This is a genomic window from Streptomyces sp. NPDC005141 (assembly GCF_053599975.1).
Window position 1 is genome coordinate 1 of the sequence record NZ_JBSFYW010000052.1, and the last position, 22,256, is coordinate 22,256.

Genomic DNA, 22,256 nt, shown 5'->3' on the forward strand with positions numbered 1-22,256 from the left:
TCGACGCGGCCACCTGGACGAACGCCACCAACCACGGCTACTTCCTGATCCTGAACGTCGCGATGGGCGGCGGCTTCCCGGACGCCTTCGGCGGCAGCTTGAACGTCAGTACGTCTTCGGCCCAGGCGAGCAGGTCCCTGCAGCCGGACTCGTCCGCTGAACCGTCACCGTCGCCGTCCTCGCACGCCACGTCCTGTAGGACGCCATTGACGTAGAGGCCGGCTTCTTTGGTGAATCCGTCATAGGTCACGGCGAGGTGGTTCCAGTCTCTGACGTCGTAGAACTCAGTGCTGTTGACCAGTGTTACCGACGCGTCGGTGCCGTCCTTGTCCGGGACCGCGAGTTCCCAGCGACCCAGGGCTTCCGGATCCTTCGTGTCGGGCACGAAGCGCAGGTCGAAAGCGCTCTGGTTCACTCCATCGCCGCTGAGCGCTGCCGCGTCGTGGCTGGGTATGGCGGCTGCTTGTACCCACGCAGTCACGGTGAAGCTTGCGCTGGTGTCGACGGGAACGGTGCCGGTTGCCGCATAGGCGCCGGTGCCATTCAGGCTCAGGGAGCTGGTACGGCCCGCGGTGTCGATCTGTCCCGCATCGGTCAGCGTCGCACCGCCGTTCAGCGTGAGGGGGTTGTGTGTATGCGCGGCATCCGGAGTGGTGGCGGGGTTGGTGGTGCTGCTTTTGTCGAACATCCAGCGCCCCTTGAGCACCGGCCTCTGCTTGAACAGTTGCTGCACTTCGCCGGCGGACACAGGCCTGTCGAATAGGCGAACGTCATCGAGCTGGCCGGGGAAGAAGGAGTCAGGCTTTCCGTCATACGAACCGGCGCCGATCTGTGTCGCGCCGCCGGCGTACCAGTCAGCCTGCAGATCAGCGGATCCGGCTTCGACACCGTTGACGTAGAGCGTGAGTTTGTCGGCGACGGTGTCGTGGACGCCGACTAGATGGGTCCATGTGTCGCCGTAGGCGGTCTTGCCCTCGGCCTGCATGGCCCGGATCGGTGTGGCATCCGCGGAATCGGCCGAGTACTGGTTGACGGCCCACCGGTCGTACGTCTTGGAGTAGTACAGCTCGAGCCCCGGCCGGTGCTCGCCCGCCTGGGTCACTGCGACGGCGGCGTGGTCGGGCTTGGTCTTGGGCAGCTTGGCCCAGGCAGAGACCGCGAAGCTGCGCTGGTTGTTCAGCAGCGGACGGTCGGTAGTGGCGTAGTCGTTGATGCCATCCAGCGTCAGTGCCTGGCCTGCGACACCCGGCTGTCCGGCGGTGGCGCCACCGACGAGCGCTGCGGGCGACACCTCGGCCTTTCCGGTCAGTTGTGTCGCGGTGGCAGGCTCGTCCATCGGGAACACAGCACGTGCGGGACGGCCCGAGATGAGCGAGTCCTTGCCATACAGCCGGGTCACCTCGCCGGACGACAACGGCTTGTCGAAGATCTGCAGCTCGTCGATGGCGCCGGGAAAGAACGAGCCCGGCTGGCCGTTGTAGGAGCCAGCGCCGATCTGCAGCCCGCGCCGCGCGTCCCACGGCGAGTCATACACCGTGCTCCCTCCGAGCTCGCCATTGACGTAGAGCTTCAGTTCGTTGTTACTCGCGCTGTAGGTGCCCACAAGATGGGTCCACGCACCAGCCTTGACACCCCCTGCGGAGGCCTGCATGGCCCGCACGATCCCAGCGTCCGGCGTATCGGCCTTGTACTGGTTGAAGGCCCACCGGTCATATGTCTTGGAGTAGTAGAGCTCGAAACCGGGAGCGTGGTTACCCGGCTGGGCCGCGACGATGGCAGCCCCGTCCGGCATCTTCGACAACTTCGCCCACGCCGACACCGAGAAACCCGTCTCGGTGTCCACAGTGGGGATGGCGGTGACTGCGTAGTCGTCGACCCCGTCGAAGGACACGGCCGTGCCCTTGGCCCCGGACACGCCGGGTGTTGCACCGCCCTTCAGCTCGGCAGTGCGCTCCGGCGCCGTCCCCTCGGCCGCTTTCGCCCCGTCCGTCTCGTTCAGCTGCCACATCGCCCGCTCCGGCTGGCCTGCTTTGACGCGGAAGCGATACCCGGCAGGTGCCGAGACGTTCCCGGCCGAGTCGACGGAAGAGACGTACAGGGTGTTGAGGCCGATGAGTGGCGGTAGCAGGCTGAGAGTCTTGGCCGCCCCATTGGACGTGGGAATGGGGTTCTTGGGTGAAGGGTCGACGTTGATGCCGTACAAGTACTTCGTTGTCGACCCGTCATTGCCGCCCACATTGAACGTGCCGTACTTGCCGATACCGTCGTACCACGGGTCGCCCGGGTCTCCCGAGAGAGAGAGCGGGTAGTCATCCGAGGAGATCGTGGGTAGCTTCGGCGCCTTCGTGTCGTAGTAGAAGTAACAAGCGGTGGCACTACCCGTGAATGACCACGGCGAGTACTGGCCTCTGTCGTACGACCGGGCGTACCAATGGATTTGCTTGTTCTCCGGGATCGACGTCGGCAGGCTGATCGCGAAGTCGGAGCCGGACTTCTTGAACCCGGTCCATTCTGGCTTCCATTCGCCCGAGTCCCACTGAGCTCGGAACTGGACGGATACGCTGTCTCCGTCGGGATCGGTCACATTGTTGGCGTAGATCGTCCCCAGCGTGCGCGTACGCGCCGCGCTGTCGGGCTTCTTGCAGGTGCCGCCGTACTGCATGGTCAGCTGCGACATCTTGATCTGCGGCGGCGGGCGGTTGTACTTCACGCGCAGGAACGCCTTGTCCGAGAACCGCTTCCAGCCGTCGCGGTCCGTCTCGCTTGAGGCCCGCATGCCGAACGTCATCGTCGGCCCGCTGCCGTTTGCGGCCTGCTGCAGAGCCGACTTCACATCGAACTCGGCGTCCTTGGCCGAACAACCCTCGTAGCCGTAGGCGAATGACTCCGTCTTCAAATGGTTGATCCAGAAATCGGACTTGTCCTGCGAGTTCCAGGTCGTCGAATCGGAGATAGGCTTCGTCTGCCACAACTGCACCCCGCGGGCGTCACACGAAGCCGACCACACGTTCCGCACCACGAACTCCGCCTGCAGGATGCTCTTGCCCCTGAACTTCGAGACCGGGATCTGATAGAAGAGCCGCTTGGTGTCCTGAGGCTGGCAGTAGGCCCAACCGCAGTAGCCCATCCCGGCGTTGCTCTCACCGTTGAACTTCCACTGCGGCGAGGACGCCCAGTACTTTGACGCCATCGTCCACGACGTCGCCCGCGGTGAATACCACTGCGGGTCGATGAACACGGGATATGTGGTGTCCTTACCCTTCAGCACATCGGCGTCCGGCGTAAGGACCAGTTCATGGCCGCCCGATGGGACCTCGACATCGACAGGAGCCAGTTTCGCCGACTCTCCAGCCGCAGGTTCTTCATCAGAAACGGTCTGTGCTGCGCTGTTGGCACTGAAAGAGGCTGTTCGCGCCTGCGAGGACGCGCTCGCCTCGGTCTCCTCGTTACTCGGGCTGGAATCCCACATCACCGGCTTGGGCGCCTCGAATACCGGACTCTTGGCGCCCTGGTCGATTGCTTCCAAACCGCCCTGCGCGGTTTCCTTCACGTCCATGCCGTCTGCGGCCAGCCTCAGCCGCAGCTGAGAGAGCTCGCTGCTGGATGCAGCCTCTGCGGACTTCACCACCAGCAGTTGGGTGAACCCGTCCTCCTGGGCCCCCATCCGCAGGTCCACATCAGGCAAGACATCGTGATACGTGGCCGTGGCTCCGTCGAGTTCCGGTAGGGGCAGCTTGCCTGGCCAGAACAGAGAAAGCTCACGGCCAGCCTTCGCCATGCGCACCAGCGGAGCGTCTCCGCCAGCCGAGAATTCCAAGCCGACAGTAGTGGTCTTCGTGGCCACCATGCCCTCTGCCGACTTCACCAACTGGGTGTCAACAGGCTTCCATTCGCCATCCACCCTCGCCCGCACGGGCCGTATGTACTCCCGAGCTTCCAGGTTGCCGTCGGGTGTGGCATAAACATCGCTGCTCTCGCCACGCAGTGACCCGATCTCAACGTTCTTGCCGGTCTGTCTCGCCTCGGACAGGGCACCTTCTGTGGTCGCCTCTGCCCCAGAACCGATCTCGTCCCCCACAGTTGAGCGTGCGCTAAGCACATGGGGTAAGGCGCTAGCCGCTGCCGGTGCCACCCCCACCACCGTTGCTGCCGCCAGCATCAACGCCAGGCGTCTACGCATTCGTATGCGCCGCCGCATACACACCCCGTTTCCGAACGAACAACTAAATGAAGAATCCCTTAAAAGGGAGGTCAGTCTTGGACCTTAAGTGAGACGGGAATGAAGATCCAGTGGTGGTTGTATGGGCATTTCGGACGATCAGCGTGAGGGTTGCGTGACGTTGAACACGGTTGCATCTGATTGAGTATCAGTTTCGTAAAGATGAATGACTACGCCAATCGCCGTTCGATGCGGCGCACTGACACCTCGTAGCGTGAGGATCTCGGCCGCAGGGGAAGTGCGAGGAAGCCGGAACGACAACGACACTGAGGGACTCTGTCGGGAATCTTGAGGACTTCAGGCGCGGTGGCTTGCTCCGCGGGCATGCTCGGGGATGGTTCATGAGATCGACGGCCGTACGGGAGGCGTTCGATGTCCATCCGCCCGCGCTCCGGTGTCCAGATCCCGCCACTGACTGCGCAGGTGGCACGGGCGAGCAATCCCGGCGGGACGACGGCGATATGGGTGCGGGATCGGCTTGTGGCGGGACCGGGACTTCGTCGCCTGGTATCCGCAGGATGGCCGGCCGGGCCTGTCGCCAGCTCAGCTGGCCATGGTCTGTGTGCTCCAGGTCCTGCAAGGGCTGTCCTGCCTCGAACTTCGCGACAGAATCGGCCAGTTGGGGCGATGGTACCTTGCTCTGATGGACCAGCCGTTCGAGCGGCAGGCACGCGGCACCGCGTGCTGGCGATTTCACGGATAACATGCCCACGAAGTCCAGCTCTGCGACGACGTACCGCATGGCGTCGCACCCTTGGTCGTCCACCTTCACGGGCTCCTCGGGCTCAGGCTGGGAACGCTGCGGCGGTCGCCGACAGCTTCGCCCCGATGGTCGCTGCCGGTGGCGGGCATAGTCGGTCACGCCTGCCTTCACCAACGAGTCCGCATCCATGAATGGCTCCGTCCGATACATCGGACAGGCCCCAACCGGGATGTCAGAAACCCGACTACGACTGCACGGGGAGGTGACCTGCACGGATTCCACGATGCGGAGCGATCCTCGCGCAAGAGAAGTCGCAAGAGATGCAGCAAGAGTTGATGCAAGAGATGTCGTCACGAGGCGTACCCGACATGTGGTTCGAACAACAGTTCCGCCAGATCATGGCATCCTCGTACGACTCTGATCGGCGTTCAGGACGCACTCGGTCAGGCCTGCGCAGATCTGCGGACGCCCTTCCAGCGGGTGCCGGGGTCGACCGAACCGCTGGATGCAGGGGAGAGGCACGAGAACGCCTGGCGTACGTCATCCCGTCCCTCCTCCCCCGGGCTGGGATCTGGCTCCGGACGAGGGGCATGAACGCGCGGCGCTGATGGTCGCCCACACGTACTGGAGCGACCACGCTCCGGACGGTGTCCTCAGTACCGGGGCGCGACTCAAGCATCATCACGAGCGGAAGACAGGCGACGCCGCCGGACTCCCGTGCCCGCCACGCGCGCCATCAGGTGCAGGACCCGATCACCGGCAAGTAAACCGTCGGCGGCGGAGCTGGCGGGTGCGCCAGCTCCATCCGTCGCGGACCAGCGCACCGCACTCGTCCGGTTGCGCAGGCAGTAGGCCACCGATCCTTGCTGCGCAGTCCCACTACAGCGCCGAGCTCCGCCACGGTCAGCCCCTCGATGGACAAGCCGATAATGCGCAGGATCTGTTCCTCCCGCACAGTCATCTGCGCAGGCCACGCCGGTTCACCGCTGCGCATCCACGCCAGCGCGGGCCCGACTGCGCAACTCCGCCCGCACAGCCAACCCCCGACCAGAACGGATGCCACCACAACCCCATCGACAACATCAGCAAACGACGACGCAGCACCGTGTTCCCCACGGTGGGGGCGGGCGCGGCGAGGGCGTCATAGGTGCGTTTCCAGGCCCCTTGCAGCTGGACCAATTCGATTTCTTGTTCAAGTCGACACAGGTCGGCTGCGCACTGCGCAGGGAGGCTGCGCAGTGCGCACAGCAGGGAGCGAGCTGCGCAAATAGTCTGCGCAGTGCGGTGGATGGTCCTGTTCACGGCACGGCGTCATCTGCGCACCGCGGAGAACGACTCCTCCACGCAGACGCTTCCCCGACCGCGCGACGCCGGGTCCGAGACAAGCTGGTGCTTGCCGACAGTGGCGCCAGATCCGCCGCGGCTACGGGATGCTCAGACACCTCCCACTGTGGCGGACGAGGGCGTCCCGATCGGCTTTGCACCGTAGACACGGCCACCCCGACCACGGAACCGACCACGAGGTCCCTCATCAGGTACATCGCTTTCCGACCTCCCCCGACCACGGGCTCCCGACCCCCGACCACAGCCCCCACCACAGCAGGTCAACGCCCTACCGGACGGCTCGATGTCCAGAGCCAAAAGGTTTCCGGGAGCCGTCGGCTGGCGGGGGCGTGGGCGGCGCACTTCGTAGCCTTCGGCTTCCGCCGACTGAACGACACGGACACCATGGGGTGGCCTACCGGCGTCCGCAGGGCCACGCTGGAATGCATGGTCCTGTCCGCCGGCGATGGCGCCGTGGGCGCTGCGCCCGTAGACCGCCGATCAGGACATCGTGAACGAGCGCCAAGGAGAAGAAGGCAGCTCGTGGCAACGTCGCTTCGAGAGCGTCCACGAGCGACGGGAATCCCCGCGTCACGGCATACGCGGACTTCGTGTCCGGAGGACGAGTCTTCGTCGGCCTGCTGCTCCGAGGATCAGGACCTCTACCGCGTGCTGATGACACAACGCAACGCCCCCATCGAGGCGGCACGCGCCATTCCGGAGGGCGACGGCAGCGGGCCACCCGGGTCAGGATGAGAGCGGCAGGTCCGCGAGCATGACGGCGTAGAGCGGAGAGTCTGGGAAGGGCTGACGCGCGCCGATCTTCCGGAAGCCCCAGTCCTCGTACAGGGCCTGCACACGGGGGTGTTTGACGTCCACGAGGAGGACGGCCAGGTCCTCGGGCCTCTCCTCCAGGAGCGCCCGGGAGAGCACGTCCGCCACGCCCTGCTGGCGATCAGCCGATTGCTGAGACAGGGCTTCGTCGCCGGCCCGGAGGTCGTACTCCCCAGGATCGACCTCCCCGATGTACAACTGCCGGAGAAGCGGGCCCAGTTGGCCTTTCTGACGCGAAAGGTCGTTTTCCCCGAAGGCTCCTGACGGCCCGTTCGCGGCGGCAAGCGCCAAAGGGACGATGAGCGACATGACGGTGCCCCCGCGTCCACGCGGGTCAGGGGCTGGAGATGCCACCCGGCCGGAGACGCCACCTGGCCGGAGATGCCATCCGGCCGGGAGGAACGCCTGAGCCGGGCGTAAGCCCCGAGCCGGGCGGAACAGGGTGACATCGCGGACGGGCGCGGGCCTCCGGTCGGGCGCCGTCGGAGAGCCTCGCCCGGTCCGCCGTACGACCTGGACGAGAAATTCAACAGGGGCCGGCTTCTCGCTCGGATCCGGGGGCGGGAAGGTGGGCGTGCCCGTCCGCGGCGGGCCGCCACAGTGCACGCTACGGGCCTCCGACCAGCACTTTTCCCCGGTTCGACACCGAGCGGTGTCACCCGGACACAGCCTCTCCTCACCGGCCGCGAGACCGCGCACCGAATTCATCAATGTGGAAATCGAGCATCGGACGGCCGACTCTGGGACCAGGCACCGGGATCCCCCCGGACCGCTCGGACGAAGGACAGAGCACCATGCCCTCCACGCGCGCCCCTGCCGCCGGTTCCGCGCCGGCCGCACGACAGAACCTGATCCTGGTGGTCACGTGCCTCGCCCTCGGCACCGTGGTCGCCGCCATGGCCTCGCTCAATGTGGCACTGCCCGATCTCGCTCGCGAGACGCACGCCACGCAGACGCAGTTGTCCTGGATCATCGACTCCTACAGCCTCGTCTTCGCGTCGCTGCTGCTGCCCGCCGGCGCCCTGGGCGACCGCTTCGGTCGCAGGCGGGCCCTCCTCGCGGGACTGTCACTCTTCGGAGCCGGGTCGGCCGCCGCCGCGCTGACGACCGAACCCTCCACGCTCATCGCCCTGCGAGGCGTTCTCGGAGTGGGCGCCGCGCTGGTCATGCCGGCCACCCTGTCGACGATCACCAGTACGTTCCCGCGGGCTCAGCGGGCGCGGGCCGTCAGCGTCTGGGCCGCGGTCGCCGGAGCCAGCGCTCTGGTGGGCCTGTTCGCCACCGGAGCGCTGCTGGAGGGCTGGTCATGGCGCTCGGTGTTCCTGCTGAACGTCGCCCTGGCCCTGGTCGCCCTGGTCGGGACGCTGCTCTTCGTGCCCGAGTCCGCGGAACCGAAGCAGCCCCGGCTCGACATCGGAGGCGCTCTCCTCGCCGTCGTCGGTCTGGTCGCGCTCGTCTACTCGGTCATCGAGGCGCCGACCCGCGGGTGGGCAGACCCGGTCACGCTCGCGGGGATCGGGCTGGGCCTCGCGGTGCTGATCGGATTCGTCCTCTTCGAACTGCGCCGCGACAACCCGCTGCTGGACCCCCGGCTGTTCCGCAACCCCCACTTCGCCGCGGGCTCCCTGTCGATCATGCTTCAGTTCTTCGTGTTCTTCGGGTTCATCTTCGTGATGATGCAGTACCTCCAACTGGTGCGTGGTGACAGCGCGTTGATGGCCGCCACCGCCATGCTGCCGATGGCCGTGACCATGGTGCCGGTCTCCCGCGCCGCACCTGTCCTGGTGGCCCGGTTCGGCTTCCGGGGGCCCTGGGTGGCCGGCCTGTTCGGCGTCGCCGCGGGCATGGGGGTGCTCTCACGGCTCGACGCGTCCAGCCCGTACTGGCTCATCGCCACCGGTCTCGTGCCGCTGGGCGCGGGCATGGGCCTGGCCATGACTCCGGCCACGACGTCCATCACGGACGCTCTGCCGCGCTCGCTGCAGAACGTCGGCTCGGCCATGAACGACCTGGCGCGTGAGCTCGGCGGCGCCCTGGGGATCGCCGTCCTCGGCAGCCTGCTCAGTGCCGCCTACCGCGACCACCTGAGCCTGCCCGGACTGCCGGACCACATGGCGGACGCGGCGCGCTCCTCCCTGGCCGCCGCCCACGCCATCGGCGGCCCGGTCTCCGGCCGGGCGACGACCGCCTTCATCGACGGCATGCACCTCGCGCTCCTGGGCGCCGGTGCGGCCGCCCTGTTCGCCGCGCTGGCCGTCGCCCTGCTGCTGCGTTCGGCTCCGCGGCCGGAGCCGGCCGCCGACGACCACGAGGCACCGCGTCCCGTCGGTACGGAGAAGCAGCCGTCGTACCTCTGAGAGCTCCGGGCCGGCGTCTCGCACAGACGCCGGCTTCGGCGTGTCGGGGACCGCGACACCTATGACGGAGCCCGGCCGGTGACGGATCCCGGCCGCCCGGTCAGGAACGCGCCGCCGGCCGGGCTCCGGGCGTCGGGCGTGCGGGCCCGCGCAGCGCCTGTCGCACCTGCGGGCTCACAAGGCGGACCACCTCGTCGGGTGTCATGGAAGCGATCGGCCCCAGGCGCAGCAGATAGCGTGTGGCGATCAATCCGGCGATCACGGTGGTGAACGAGGCCGCCCGTTGCCGGGCGTTCCGTCCCGGCACGAGGCCCGCGATCCGGTCCACGATCTCGCGCTCGACCGCCTCCTTGACCAGCTCGCCGACAGCGTCGTCGTCGATCGCGCTCTTCAGCATCGCCAGCAGGGGCGGGCCCGTCACGGGGTCGTCCCAGACGGCGAGAACCTGACGGACGACCCGTTCGGGAAAGGTGCTGAGGTCACCCTCCTCCACGACCCGCGCGAGGACTTCGGCCGGGTTCGCGCCCAGCGCCAGAGCGGCACCGAACAGCCCCTTCTTGGAACCGAAGTAGTAGCTGATCAGGGCGAGATCGACCTCGGCCTCACCGGCGACGGATCGCAGGGTCACCGCGTGATAGCCGTCCTCGAGGAAGCGGCGCCGCGCGACATCCAGGATCGCGGTTCGGGTGTCCGGACTTCCCGGCCTGCGCCCGCGCTGCGGCCCGGATTTATTCATCACGGACGAATTCTAGTGCCGCGGCGCACGCGGAGCGCCCCTTGTCCCGGGGGCCGGAGCAGTGCGGTCCTGGGTACTTCTCACGAAATGGTGTCGTTAATCCGTATGAGTGGTACATCACACGTCACGGCCGTACCGTCTGAGCAGAGACGAAACGCTGGTGACCGAATCGCAGAGCATCCCGCACGGAGCAGATATGCGCAGAATTTCAGTGAGAACAGCGATCACCCTCTGCGCGGCCGCGTCCCTCGCCGCCGTCATGGGAACCGCGTCCGCCGCCCCTCCCGCCGCGGGGACCACGAAGCAGCGACAGGCGACACCCGTACTCGTCGACTGCTTCTGGCACCCGGACGTGCGGCCCGCCGACTTCATCCTGGCCTGCGGCGACGGCAACAGCCGCCTCGTCTCGCTCCACTGGTCGCACTGGAACCAGAAGTCGGCGGTGGCCGAGGGCGTCAACATGGTGAACGACTGCAAGCCGTACTGCGCGGCGGGCAAGTTCCACTCGTACCCGGTCATCGTCCTGCTGGACCACCCGGAGCCGTGGAAGAAGAAGCCACACGTGCAGCACTACGCGCAGATGACGCTGGTGTACACCGGCGACCGGCCGGAGGGATACGCGCACACGGTCACCTACCCGCTGTGGAACTGACGTCCGCCCGCCGGGGAACCGGCATCGCGCGCTGACACATCCGGCCCGAGGGGGCTCCGGGATCACCCCCTCGGGCCGACGGTCGCGCCGGACGCGCCGACCGCAGAGGTCGCGCCGAAGCTCACAGCCGCGCGAATAGGTACAAAATGGGGCATGTGGGTAACCGGCGCATGTCAGTGGACCGTCTCGTGGAGCAACCGTCGGGCCGCCGTCTGGTGGCGATCCCCCTCGCGTTGATCGTCATGATCACCGTGGTGGACATCCGCTCCCCCACCGACGTCCACCTGGGCCCGTTGCTGGTCATCGCGCCGACCCTCACCGCCTCGCTCGCCGGCCCCGCGCTGACGGCTCTGGTAGGGGTGCTGGCCGTGGCCGCCCAGGTGGTCATCGCCGTCCTGCACGGCGGACTCGGCACCACCAACCACATCGCACAGCTCATCGCCCTGGTGGTGCTCTCCGCGCTCGTGGTGTTCGTGTGCCATGTACGGGAGCGGCGCGCCCGGGAGCTGGTGCGCGCGCGATCGGTCGCCGAGACCGCTCAGCGGGTCCTGCTGCGGCCACCACCACGCCGGATCGGTCCGCTGCGGGTGGCCTGGCTGTACCTGGCGGCCGAGGACGACACCCAGATCGGCGGCGACCTGTTCGCGGTCACCCGCGCCGCCGGCCCGTCCACCCGCGTCATCATCGGCGACGTCCGGGGCAAGGGGCTGGCCGCCATCGGTGAGGCCTCGGTGGCGCTGGGCGCCTTCCGCGAGGGCGCCCACCGCTACGCCACCCTGCCGGAACTGGCGGCGGCCCTGGAGGTGAGCGTGTGCCGGGACATGGACGAGGTGGCCGACACCCGGCACGACCCGGGCGAACACTTCATCACGGCGCTCGTTCTCGACATCCCCGACGACGGTACGCGGGCCGAGATGATCAACTGCGGCCATCCCCCGCCCCTGCTCCTGCGCGATCACGAGGTCACGGTCCTGCACGCACGGCACCCGGTTCCCCCGCTGGGCATGTGCGAGCTGCCCGCCGAGAGCCACCGCACCGACCCGTTCGTCTTCGAGACCGGCGACTTCCTGCTCCTGTACACCGACGGCGTGATCGAGGCCCGCTCCCCGGCCGGGGCCTTCTACCCCCTGGCCGAGCGCGTCGCCTCCTTTCCCGCCTCCGGCCCCGACGCCCTGCTGCGCCGGATCCACGACGACCTGGTCGGTCACATCGGTGACCAGCCCGGCGACGACGCCGCCTTCCTCGTCATCGAACGCCTGGCCTCCCACCACCTCCATCTGCCCCACCGTCCTCCGGACGGCCACCACCGGATCCACACCGACGGAGCGCCTCCTCCCGCACAGCGCTGACCCGACTGCGCGCCGGGCGACGGGAGACGGCGTGTGCTCAGGATTCCGTGACGGTCAGACAGCGGCCCGCTCGGTGGCGTGTCGTGCGGCGTACTGGTCCGGGTAGCGCTCGGTGAAACGTACGGCGAGAACCAGCAGGGCCACCGGAATGACCCAGTTCAGCCAGTCCGAGGAGCCCTCGGTGTGGACGGCCACGACGCCGAGCACGGCGATGACGACGAAGACGGCGCTCCAGACCGCGGTGAGGACGACATTGATGTGCCGGAACACGGGCGAGTCCCAGTACTCGCGCGGTGTCGTCTCACGGGCGTACTGAGCCGTGAACGGATCGAAGGCGAGGGAGACCAGGGCCACTACGGCGATCACACCGTTCGCCAGTGGCTGGGCGTAGGTCTCGAGCCAGATGAGGTCGTGCCGGTCCACGGCGAGAGCGAGCACGCTGAGGACGGCGAAGAAGACGATGCCCGTCACCTCCAGGATCTTCGGCCGGCCGCGGCGTATGTCACCGATGTTCAGCACGACCGATGCCACCAGGGCCGCCAGCGCCGCGTACTTCCACGTACTGGGGCTCGCCACGATGTCGAAGATGATCCACGGCGCGAACGCGAAGAAGATGTTGCCCGTTCGTCCGCCCGGTTCGGTGCCTGCCACTGCGCACCTCCGGTGGGGGGCGGTACAGGGTGAGGCTCGGCGCCCCTCCCATCACGAACCATCGTGGCTTCCACCTGCCCTGTTCGCATCCGCTGCCCTGCTCCGCCCGCCTGCGCACGGGCTCCTCGCGCTCGTGATCGAGTAGCCAGGCCGGTCGCGCCGGGGCCACGATGGAAGGAGATCCACTCGACGCAGGGGGCGTACGCAGGGAGGCTCCCGTGGCGCACACCTTCGGAACCGACGTGGTGGTCGCGGGCGGCGGCCCGGTGGGCCTCACCACGGCCGCGGAGCTGCGCAGACGCGGGGTGCGCTGCCGTATCGTCGACCGGCTTCCGGCACGGCTGCCGTACGCGAAGGCGGTGGGCATCCAGCCGCGCACACTGGAACTCTGGGACCGCATGGGGCTCGCTCGCACGGTCCTGGAAGCGGCCGTACCGATGAACGGCCAACTGGCGTACGTCAACGGTGTCGAACAGGCCCGGATCGACCTCGTCCTTCCGCCCGAAGTGCCGTACGGATTCGCCGCGTTGCCGCAGTACGAGACGGAACGCATCCTCGACGCGTTCCTCGCTCGGTTCGGGACCCGGATCGAACGCGGCACCGAAATGGTCTCATTCAGCCAGGACGCCGACGGCGTGACAGTCGCGCTGCGGTCCGCATCCGGGTCCGAGGAAGAGGTCAGGGCGCGGTACCTGGTGGGCTGCGACGGCGCGCACAGCGCGGTGCGCAAGCAGTTGGGTCTCACCTTCGAGGGCAGCGCGTTCCCGGAGGAGTACATGCTCGGTGACGTGGAGGTGGACTGGGACCTGCCGTCCGGATACGGCGTCCGCGCCATGCACCGGAACGCGGCCGGCGAGGTGGACGACCTGCTGGTGTGCATCCCGCTGCCCGGCCGGAAGCGGTACCGGATGTCGATGATGGTCCCGCCCGAACTCTCCGCGGCGGGACGGCGGGACGGAACGGCCGAGCCGGCCGACCGTGTCGTCCACGGGCTGGAGAGCGGCCACACACCCGCGCTCTCCGACATCCAGGCCGTGCTGGACCGGCTTTCCCCGCAGCCCACGACCGCCTCGGCCCTGCGCTGGTCCTCGGTGTTCCGCATCAGCCACCGGATCGTCGACCGGTACGGCGAGGGCCGTGTCTTCGTCGCCGGGGACGCGGCCCACATCCACCCGCCGACCGGCGCCCAGGGCATGAACACCGGTGTCCAGGACGCCTGGAACCTGGCCTGGAAACTCGCCCTCGCCATCGAGGGCGGCACACACCCCGAGCTAGCGGCGAGTTACGACGCCGAGCGGCGGCCGGTCGGTGAGGAGGTCGTCGACCGCACGGTCCGGCACGCCACCCAGGGCGTTCAGGCCGACCCGGTCGACCCGCGGACGATGATGCTGCGTGAAGCCCAACTCCTCGTCGGCTACCGCGGCAGCCCGCTGGTGGACCCGGCCGCCGAGGGGCCCGGCCCCCAGCCGGGCGACCGGGCACCGGACTGCGCCGGACTCTCGGCACACATCGCCGCCTATCCCCTGCGTCTGTACGACCTTCTGCGGGACCGCGGGCATGTGCTGCTGCTGTACGGGGACGGCGACCGTGGATGGCAACTCGCCGACGCGGCGAGCGACTTCTCCGAGGGACGGGTCGACACCTGCGTGATCCTGCCCGCCGGCACCCCTCCGGACTCCTCGGGCCCACCCGCGTACGTCGACACAGCCGGCGACTTCGCACGTCTCTACGCACTCGGCGACCAGCCGGCGGCCCTCCTGGTCCGCCCGGACGGGTACATCGGCGCCCGCCTCTCCCCACCGACGGCGGCACGCCTGACGGCCCATCTCGCCCGCACGTTCGCCCCGAACGCCGGGACGTAGCGGCGCCGCCCCCGGCGGCCGCGACGCGCCGGGATCAGTCGATCAATCGGGCGGCGAGGGTCGCGCCGAGTTCCCAGCATGCCTCGATGTCGGCCTTGCCCGGCTCGCCGGTCACCGCCACGGCCTCGGCCGCCCGCCGCCAGCCCAGGCCCGTCGTGATCGACTCGATGCCGCGCACCGCCCCCGTCACGTCGTTCCCGCCGTGCACGTAGTAGCCGAAGGGGCGCGCGGCCGTCGTGTCCAGGCACGGGTAGTAGACCTGGTCGAAGAAGTGCTTCAGCGCGCCCGACATGTAGCCGAGGTTCGCCGGGGTGCCGAGCAGATATCCGTCGGCGTCGAGCACATCCGAGGCGGTCGCGCCGAGCGCCGCCCGCCTCACCACCCGGACGCCCTCGATCTCGGGCGCCGTGGCGCCGGAGACCACGGCCTCGAACAGGGCCTGGCAGTTGGGCGAGGGCGTGTGATGCACGATCAGCAGAGTAGGCACACCCCGCACCCTGCCGCCCCGCCCGCCACCACCGCAAGCACCACCCGGGAGCCCACGGCCCAACTGGGCGAGGGTCCCACCTGGAGCGAGGTGCCTCGACGCTCCCGGTTCGCGGGTGAGTACCTGTGCTGACGAGCGCCCCGCCCTGCCCCTCAGACCGCCATGGCCTCCTGCAGCCACCGAGACACGCGGTACGGCAGCCACCACGCCAGTTCCCCCACGTGCAGGACCAGGTGCTCGGTGGTGAAGTCGTCGAGTACGTCGGAGGGCACGGCGGTTCGGGCCGTGCCGCGGTCGAGGAGGGCGATGGCCTCCATGTAGTGCGGCTCGTCGGCGGTGAAGCGGCGCAGGTCGCCCCAGCGGCGGTCGCGGATCTGCACGAAGCCGGGACCCTGACGCCACACCAGCTTGCAGAGGTAGTGCCGGGTCCGCCAGGCGTGGAGCGCGTCGTCGCCGTCGGTGAGACCGGTGATGCCGCGGGGCGGGTGCAGATGGGAGAGCAGCTTCCACTGTTCGGCGCTGCCTTCGGGGGGAAGCCTCAGGTCCCAGTCGACCTGGACGGCCCGGGCGGTCAGGTCGCGGATCAGGCAGAGCAGGTCCACGGCCCGCCGGTGCGCGGCGGCGTCCTCGGCGGCCAGATCGACCGGCTCCTCCAGTTCGACGAGCCGTACGCCCATCTCCCAGAGCCGGTCGGCGACGTCGGCCCCGGCCGGGACCGGGATGCGCCCGAGCGACATGCCGGGCAGAAGGCGGGCCTCGGCGTCGAGGTCGCGCCATGCCCGCACGGCCGGGTTCGGTGCGGTCTGCGTTGTCATCGTGTGCGGTCTCCGTCGGGGTCGTCGTGTACCGGTCGGCAGCGCTGGTCGGGCGTTGGCGACCGTCAGGAAAGGGCGGGGGACGGCGTCGGCGTCGAGCGGTCCTGCCGTGCCGGGGTGGTGGTGACGGGCTCCTCGGAGCGCGGGCGCCGGTGCGTGTGGGCCATGTAGTCCAGCCTGAGCAGGTCCTGGTTGACCGCGGCCGGGGCGAGGTGGACGTACTGTCCGGCGTCCGTGAACACCAGGCCCCGCTCGACCCAGGAGTCCAGCAGGCGCTGGAGGTCCGTCCGGGTGGTGTCCGGGAAACCCGTCGGGCCGTCGTTCAGTTTGCGCAGCAGGGCCACGGAGGTGTGGGGCTGGTCCAGCAGCCGGAACGCGGCGATCTCCAGCGGGTCGGTGAGGCACAGGGTCCGCCAGTCGAAGGCCTCACGGCGGCTGACCAGCACGACCCGGTCGCCGAGATCGGTGTGCGTCAGGCGCGCGTCGACATGGCGCTTCTTCCACGCCGCGATCCCGGCGTTGAGCTGGTCGACCGTCTCCTCGGCGATCCCGCGTTCGGGCGCTTCGAAGACATAGGCCAGATCGTACAGTTCGGCTTCGGGCAGGTCGTAGGTGAAGCGGTAGTGCTCCTCGGGCCGCAGGCCGGTGAAGCCCAGTTCGGGCTGTTTGAAGTAGGGGCTGAAGCGCTCGATGGCGATGCGGGCCGACAGGTCGACGGGCGGGTTGAGGTGTTCCAGGGCCGGGAGCTGACGTATGACGGGCTCGTAGTCCTCCGCGGTCTCGCCGGGAAACCCGTGCAGGTAGTTCCATGAGACGGACAGTCCCGTCTCGGCCGCGTCGCGGAGCATCCGGACGTTCTGGCAGCCGCTGACGCCCTTGTCCATCAGTTCGAGCACACGGCTGTTGAGACTCTCGATGCCCGGCTGGACGTAGATGAGGCCGGCGTCGGCGAGGACCTGGAGCTGGGAGCGGCGCATGTTGGCCTTGATCTCGATGTGCATGCGCAGGTCGTGGCCGCTGTCGATGATGCGGGGCAGCACGGTCTTCAGATAGCCCATGTCGAGGATGTTGTCGACGACGTACATGTCCAGGACGCGATGCCGGCGCGCGAGGTCCATGATCTCCTCGTAGAACACGTCCGGGCTCTTGCTGCGGAACTGCATGAAGGAGCCGTTGAGTCCGCAGAACGTGCAGTGGTGCTTCTCGCCCCACCAGCAGCCGCGGGCTCCCTCGACGACGAGTTTGGGCTCGACCCAGTTGCGTGCCACGGACGCCGCGAGGCGTTCGAAGTAGCCGCTGTAGTCCGGGGGAAGGATCGCGGCGGGCGGCAGCGGACCGCTCGGCATCGGGTTGGCGACGGAGACGCCGTCGGCGTCCCGGTGGCACAGTCCCGCGAGGGCGGCCGGTTCGGGTTTCTCGTCCTGCAGTGCCGTCAGCAGCTGGGGGAAGGCCTGTTCGCCCTCTCCGCGCACGACGTAGTCGACGAACGGGAAGTTGCGGTGGACCGAAGCACCCTGTTCCGCGTCGCAGTTGGCCCCGCCCATGACCGTGACGATGTGCGGGGCGAGCTTCTTGACCTGGCGGGCCGCGGCCAGCGCCGCGGTGTTCTGCTGGAACGTGGAGGTGAAGCCGACCACGTCGGGCTCGGCCTCGACGATACGGCGGGCGATCGCGGCGACGAACTCCGGCACCTGCTCGTGCAGTTGACGGGTCATCCGCATCCGGGACTTGCGCAGCTTGCCTTCCATGACGCGGGTGAACTCCGCGTCCTTCCAGCCGGGGTCGTCGTACAGCGCCGAGGAGAAGACCCAGTCGCCGCAGCCGAGGAAGTAGGACGACAGCGCGTAGTACTCGTAGTCCTCGGCGGAGAATTCGGTGCGGCTGGTGATCCAGTCCGTGAACTCCAGGTTGGCGTGCAGCACTTCGCAGGTGGCGCCGGGTACCCGCTCGTCGACGCTGCGTTTGAGGATGCCGAGGGCCAGGGAGGGCAGGTCGATGGGCGACCAGGGCATGTTGACCAGAAGGACGCGCACGGACGACTCCTTGTGAGGGCGCGGGACACGGCAGGGGAGCCCGGCCGGCCCGTGGCGGACCACGGGCCGGCCGGGCGGTGGGTCACTCTTCGTCGTCGCCGCCCTCGTCGGCGTTGCGGAACGGGATGGTGATGGTGATGCCGATGCCCGGCTTGCGGTTTTCCTCGTCGCCCGCGAGCGGGTCGTTGTGGATGATGTCCTTCTGCACGGTGGTTCCTCCTTCGGTGGGGTGGTGCTGTGCGTGGCCCGGTCCCACTGGTGCATCAGTGGGACCGGGATCCCCCGAGCCGTGCCGGGGGACGCTGTGGGCCGGCCGGCCGGTGCGCGGCGGGCAGGTGGATGTGCAGGAAGCGCAGGGACCGGCGCAGCACGGAGACATGGGCGGCGCCGTCGTAGCCGTCGTGGCCGGTGTCCAGCCACATCGCCTCGTGCGGCACCCCCGCCCGTTCCAGGGCTTCGAGGTAGCTGCGGATCTGCCCGGGCGGGCACTTGGTGTCCTTCGTCGCGCCCACCACGAGCAGCGGTGCCGCGACCTCGGCCGCGTAGGTGAGGGGCGAGCTCCGCGCGTAGCGTTCGGGCATCTCGTCGGGGGTGCCGCCGAACAGCCGTACGTCCAGGGCCCGGAGCGCCGGCGTGGTCGAGCGATGGGCGGCGACCCAGTCCGCGACGGGCTTGACGGCGACGCCGGCCCGCCAGAGGCCGGGGCGGGTGCCGAGGGCGAGAAGGACCAGATAGGCGCCCCACGAGACGCCCCACAGCGCGGTGGCGTCCCCGGCGATCAGCTGTCGCCGTACGAGCTCGGCGCGGACGGCGGCGAGATCCCCGACCTGGGTGTGTCCGACGCCGTCCGGGAAGGCCTGTCGCCAGTTCGGGCCGTATCCGGTGGAGCCGCGGTAGTTGACGCGCACCACGGCGTAGCCGGAGGCGACGAGGGAGTGCACGGTGGCGTCGTAGGCGTCCCGGTCGTGGTCGGCCGGTCCACCGTGGACGAGGAAGACAGCCGGCGGGGGTACCGCCGTGTGCCGCTCCGGCAGGCTGAGCAGGGCGTGGACGCGGCCGTCGGGGACCGGTGTCCACAGGCTGGTGTGGTGGCCGGGCACGACGGTCGCGGGGCCGGCCGGTGGCAGCGGGGTCGCGTCGGTGGCGCGCGGCACGGGCGGGTGCGCGGTGTCGGTCCACACGTAGTGCAGGGCTCCGCCGGGGCGGGGTGCCGCGTCGAGCAGGCTGCCCGCGGGCGTGGGGACGAGGGTACGGCGGCGGGTGCGCGGCTCGACGCGGTGCAGCAGGGAGCGGCCGTGCCGTTCCTGACGGACCAGTACCGCACGTCCGTCGGGATACCAGCGGGCGGTGATCTCGGTGTCGAAGGAGCACCACGGGTGTGTGATCGTTCCGGCCGTGGGCGTCCAGGTCGCCAGGACGTAGCGGTGCCCGCTCTCCCGCACGAGCAGCAGCTCCCGGTCTCCCGGCCGCGGGGAGAACCCCAGACACCACAGCCGCCCCGCCGCGCCCCGGTCCGTGGGACGGGCGAGCCGGTCCTCGGGCCCGCGTGTTTCTCCCGTCCCCGGGAGCACCGCAACCGTCTCGCCCCGCGCGGTCAGGACGGTGACGGCCGCGGCGTCCCCGGGCGCTGTCGCGACGGCCAGCAGGCCGCCGTCCGCGCTGATGCCGGCGAGCCGGAAGGGGGTGGGGGTGCGCAGCAGGGTGCGTGCCGCGCGCCCGCGGTGTCCGACGAGAAGGGTCGTGGCGTCGGAGTCTGCGACGGCCGCAGCGACCGTTCCGTCCTGTGCGATGGCGAGACCGCGCGGTTGTCCGGCGGGTACTCCGGGCAGGCCGGGCAGCCGCGGTCCTCCGTCGAAGGCGCGGAACCACCAGCGGCCGTTTCCCTCGGCGTCGTCCTCGAACCACCACACGTAGGCGTCGGCGTCGATCGCGCAGTGCGCCGTCCCGCCGGCGCGGTCGGTGACCTGCCGGGCCCGGCGGGCGCCCGCGTCCCAGGTGAACACCTCGCAGCGCCCCTCGGCGTCACCGGCGAACACCATGCGTGTCGGGTCACTCGGGCAGACGTCCGGCAGTGAGCCGCGGAACACCTGGTACGGATCACTCATGGCTGCCGCTCCTTTCCGGTCGAGGGCCCGGTCGCGCGATCGGGTCGCCGGACTCCGTCGGCGGTGGCCGGGGTGAGCGTCCCGCGAGCGGCGGCATGGGTGTATCCGGCGAGCACGACCACGGCCGCGGTGCACAGCAACGCGGGTGCCCGGGGCCCGACTTCGGTCACCAGGACCGCGGCGGCGGCCGGTGCGCCGGCGGCGGCGAGCGCGGCCGCCGACCCGATGACGGCGCCGGCCCGCGACTGCGTCTCCCGCGGAGTGGCGGCGATGGCGGCGCTGGACAGCACGACGGTGATCACCGGCACCAGGACGCACAGTCCGGCGAAGGCCGCTCCGAAGGCCCACGGTCCGTGGGCGGCGGTGAGCGCGGCCGTCGGAGCGATCAGCAGCCATGTCGCCGTCACCAGGGCCCGGCGCGGTCCGAACCGTCTCACCACGCGCACCGACAGCAGCGAACCGAGCAGTCCCGCCGCTCCCGAGGCCGCCAGGACCAGGCCGGTCGCCGCCGTGCCGCCGTGCGCGCCGAGCACGAACAGCACGGTGAAGGACAGCAGCGTCACCACGCCGCTCGCCACCGACGTCCAGGTCACGACGAGTCTCAGCACGGCGGAGCGGGCGACGAGGGCGAGTCCGCCTCCGACGTCGCCCGGCAGCGCGCGCAGGGTCCCGAGGACGCCGGGGCGCGGGCCGCGCTCCTCGCGTGGTTCGTCGACGGGGGTACGGATCGCGCGGACGCCGAGCGCCGTCACGGCGTACGAGAGGGTGTCGGCCAGGAAGGGCAGGGGCCGGGCGAGTTGGAAGAGCACGCCGCCGAGGGCGGGCCCGGCGACCAGGGCGACCTGGTCGCCCGTCTGGATCCCGGCCGCCACGCGGGGCAACTCGTCCGGGAGGGCGACGAGATGGGCGAGGGCACCGCGCGCGGCAGCCTCGTAGGTCACCGCGCACAGCCGCTCGGCCAGCGCGAGCGCCACGAGAATCCGTAACGGGGTGCGCCCCTGGGACGCGGCGATCGCGAGCCCCGCCATGGCCGCGGCGGCCAGCACCGCCGAGGCGATCATGATGCGCCGCCGATGCCCTCGGTCGGCGGGGACGGCGACGAGCGGTCCGAGGGCCACGCCCGTGAGCGCGGCGGCACTGGCGAACACCCCGGCCACGGCGGGGCTGTGGCCCAAGTGCAGGAGCAGCAGGGGGAACACGACACCGGAGGTCTGGGTACCGAGTCCGTCGACCGCGTTGGTCAGCCACAGCAGGCGCACATCGCGCCGGCCTCGGTCGGCGGGTCGCCGGGCCGCGGAGGCGGTGCTCCTGCGGCGCTCGCCGCGTGAGTCCGCGGTCTGCCGCGACGCCGCACACTCGTCGGCCATCTCCACCTCCCCCGTGCTCCCCGGTCCGGCCGGCGACGCTCCCGGTCGAGGAGGTCGCGCAGCGCGTCAGGAACCGACGGACCGGCCCGTCCGGCCGGCCCGCACGTGCAGAAAATGTGTACGAAGTGCGAAAGTGAGCCGGAGCCTAATCACCGGCCACCGACAGCGACAAGGGCCCTACGGAACGGGACCGCGGGCCGGCGCCGCCTGTTTTGGCCGGAGGACGACGGGCCGCACCCACCCGTACGGAGCCCGGCCCGGCCGACACCCCACGGGTCGCCCGGCGGGGCATCCGGCCCCGTCCGCGTTCACGGCCGCGCAGTCGCCGACGCGGGCGGGTGGCGCACGGCGCACCCCTGTCGACGTGCGTCACCTGCGTGCACTCCCGCATCACAGGTCCGCGCCGTCCGGCGCGACGGCCCCCCGGTGCCGGTTGCACGGGGTAACCGGCTTGCGTGCCGGGCCGCGTGCGGCGGCCCCACGGCACGCCTCTTCCGGCCACGAGGAACCCGAAGACGCCACGCGGCCAAGGACGGTGCCCGTCGCGGTTATTGGCCGACAATGCACGTCACGTCTCCCCAAACAGCAAGCAAACACTCCGCTTCAGCATGTGCGTTTCGGCCCGCCGGGGGACGGCGTCGGACCCCTGGTCAGCTGATATGCTGGATCTTGAGCCCGCACCGAACACTCGGTGCCGAGCCCGGCGTTGGTGGTCCAAGGAAAGACGCCCCGCTTCCTGCGGGGAAATGCAGGTGCAAGGCCT

General features: G+C 69.6%; 12 protein-coding genes and 4 pseudogenes. 6 read left to right on the top strand and 10 right to left on the bottom strand.

Features of this window, described 5'->3' with window-relative positions:
- A pseudogene (locus ACWD68_RS31290) lies at positions 1-215 on the top strand (1,3-beta-glucanase); the annotation flags it as partial.
- Here ACWD68_RS31290 and ACWD68_RS31295 read toward each other — a convergent pair.
- A pseudogene (locus ACWD68_RS31295) lies at positions 200-4,198 on the bottom strand (LamG-like jellyroll fold domain-containing protein); the annotation flags it as partial. The pseudogenes ACWD68_RS31290 and ACWD68_RS31295 overlap by 16 nt on opposite strands.
- Before the next feature lie 2,794 nt (positions 4,199-6,992).
- Positions 6,993-7,175: pseudogene (locus tag ACWD68_RS31300) on the bottom strand (GNAT family N-acetyltransferase); the annotation flags it as partial.
- Positions 7,176-7,196: 21 nt separating this feature from the next.
- Here ACWD68_RS31300 and ACWD68_RS31305 point away from each other — a divergent pair.
- A pseudogene (locus ACWD68_RS31305) lies at positions 7,197-7,343 on the top strand (GNAT family N-acetyltransferase); the annotation flags it as partial.
- Between the two features lie 530 nt (positions 7,344-7,873).
- Positions 7,874-9,436, top strand: coding sequence for an MFS transporter (locus ACWD68_RS31310; protein WP_451809823.1), 1,563 nt, complete (start codon positions 7,874-7,876; stop codon positions 9,434-9,436).
- Between the two features lie 100 nt (positions 9,437-9,536).
- Here the strand turns inward: ACWD68_RS31310 and ACWD68_RS31315 are convergent, their stop codons facing one another.
- Positions 9,537-10,172, bottom strand: coding sequence for a TetR/AcrR family transcriptional regulator (locus tag ACWD68_RS31315; protein WP_451809869.1), 636 nt, complete (start codon positions 10,170-10,172; stop codon positions 9,537-9,539).
- Between the two features lie 196 nt (positions 10,173-10,368).
- On the opposite strand from ACWD68_RS31315, the gene ACWD68_RS31320 reads away from it, so the two are divergent.
- Together ACWD68_RS31320 and ACWD68_RS31325 are read left to right on the top strand one after the other, a co-directional pair.
- Positions 10,369-10,824, top strand: a complete 456-nt coding sequence (locus ACWD68_RS31320; RefSeq protein WP_451809824.1) for a hypothetical protein — start codon at positions 10,369-10,371, stop codon at positions 10,822-10,824.
- A 170-nt stretch (positions 10,825-10,994) separates the two neighbouring features.
- Positions 10,995-12,173, top strand: a complete 1,179-nt coding sequence (locus tag ACWD68_RS31325; protein WP_451809825.1) for a PP2C family protein-serine/threonine phosphatase — start codon at positions 10,995-10,997, stop codon at positions 12,171-12,173.
- 54 nt (positions 12,174-12,227) lie between these two features.
- On the opposite strand, the gene ACWD68_RS31330 is transcribed toward ACWD68_RS31325, so the two are convergent.
- Positions 12,228-12,824 carry a hypothetical protein gene (locus ACWD68_RS31330; RefSeq protein WP_451809826.1) on the bottom strand — a complete coding sequence of 199 codons (597 nt, stop codon included), beginning with the start codon at positions 12,822-12,824 and terminating at the stop codon, positions 12,228-12,230.
- A 218-nt stretch (positions 12,825-13,042) separates the two neighbouring features.
- Here ACWD68_RS31330 and ACWD68_RS31335 point away from each other — a divergent pair, with 218 nt between their 5' ends.
- Positions 13,043-14,686 (top strand): FAD-dependent monooxygenase, encoded by a 1,644-nt coding sequence (locus ACWD68_RS31335; protein WP_451809827.1) that lies wholly within the window; start codon positions 13,043-13,045, stop codon positions 14,684-14,686.
- A gap of 34 nt (positions 14,687-14,720) precedes the next feature.
- On the opposite strand, the gene ACWD68_RS31340 is transcribed toward ACWD68_RS31335, so the two are convergent.
- The 6 genes from ACWD68_RS31340 to ACWD68_RS31365 all read right to left on the bottom strand — a co-directional run bounded on the left by ACWD68_RS31340 (position 14,721) and on the right by ACWD68_RS31365 (position 21,493).
- Positions 14,721-15,173, bottom strand: coding sequence for a flavodoxin family protein (locus ACWD68_RS31340; protein ID WP_451809828.1), 453 nt, complete (start codon positions 15,171-15,173; stop codon positions 14,721-14,723).
- A 152-nt stretch (positions 15,174-15,325) separates the two neighbouring features.
- On the bottom strand, positions 15,326-15,988 hold the full coding sequence (locus ACWD68_RS31345; protein ID WP_451809829.1) for a DUF5825 family protein: 663 nt from the start codon (positions 15,986-15,988) through the stop codon (positions 15,326-15,328).
- A 65-nt stretch (positions 15,989-16,053) separates the two neighbouring features.
- Complete coding sequence (locus ACWD68_RS31350; protein ID WP_451809830.1) at positions 16,054-18,021, bottom strand: RiPP maturation radical SAM C-methyltransferase; 1,968 nt, start codon at positions 18,019-18,021, stop codon at positions 16,054-16,056.
- Between the two features lie 82 nt (positions 18,022-18,103).
- Positions 18,104-18,229 carry a hypothetical protein gene (locus tag ACWD68_RS31355; protein WP_257785090.1) on the bottom strand — a complete coding sequence of 42 codons (126 nt, stop codon included), beginning with the start codon at positions 18,227-18,229 and terminating at the stop codon, positions 18,104-18,106.
- 55 nt (positions 18,230-18,284) lie between these two features.
- Complete coding sequence (locus tag ACWD68_RS31360) at positions 18,285-20,126, bottom strand: alpha/beta hydrolase family protein (RefSeq protein WP_451809831.1); 1,842 nt, start codon at positions 20,124-20,126, stop codon at positions 18,285-18,287.
- Entirely contained in the window at positions 20,123-21,493 is a 1,371-nt protein-coding gene (locus ACWD68_RS31365; RefSeq protein WP_451809832.1) for an MFS transporter, read from the bottom strand. The genes ACWD68_RS31360 and ACWD68_RS31365 overlap by 4 nt, the downstream gene beginning before the upstream one ends.
- Positions 21,494-22,256: the final 763 nt, after the last annotated feature.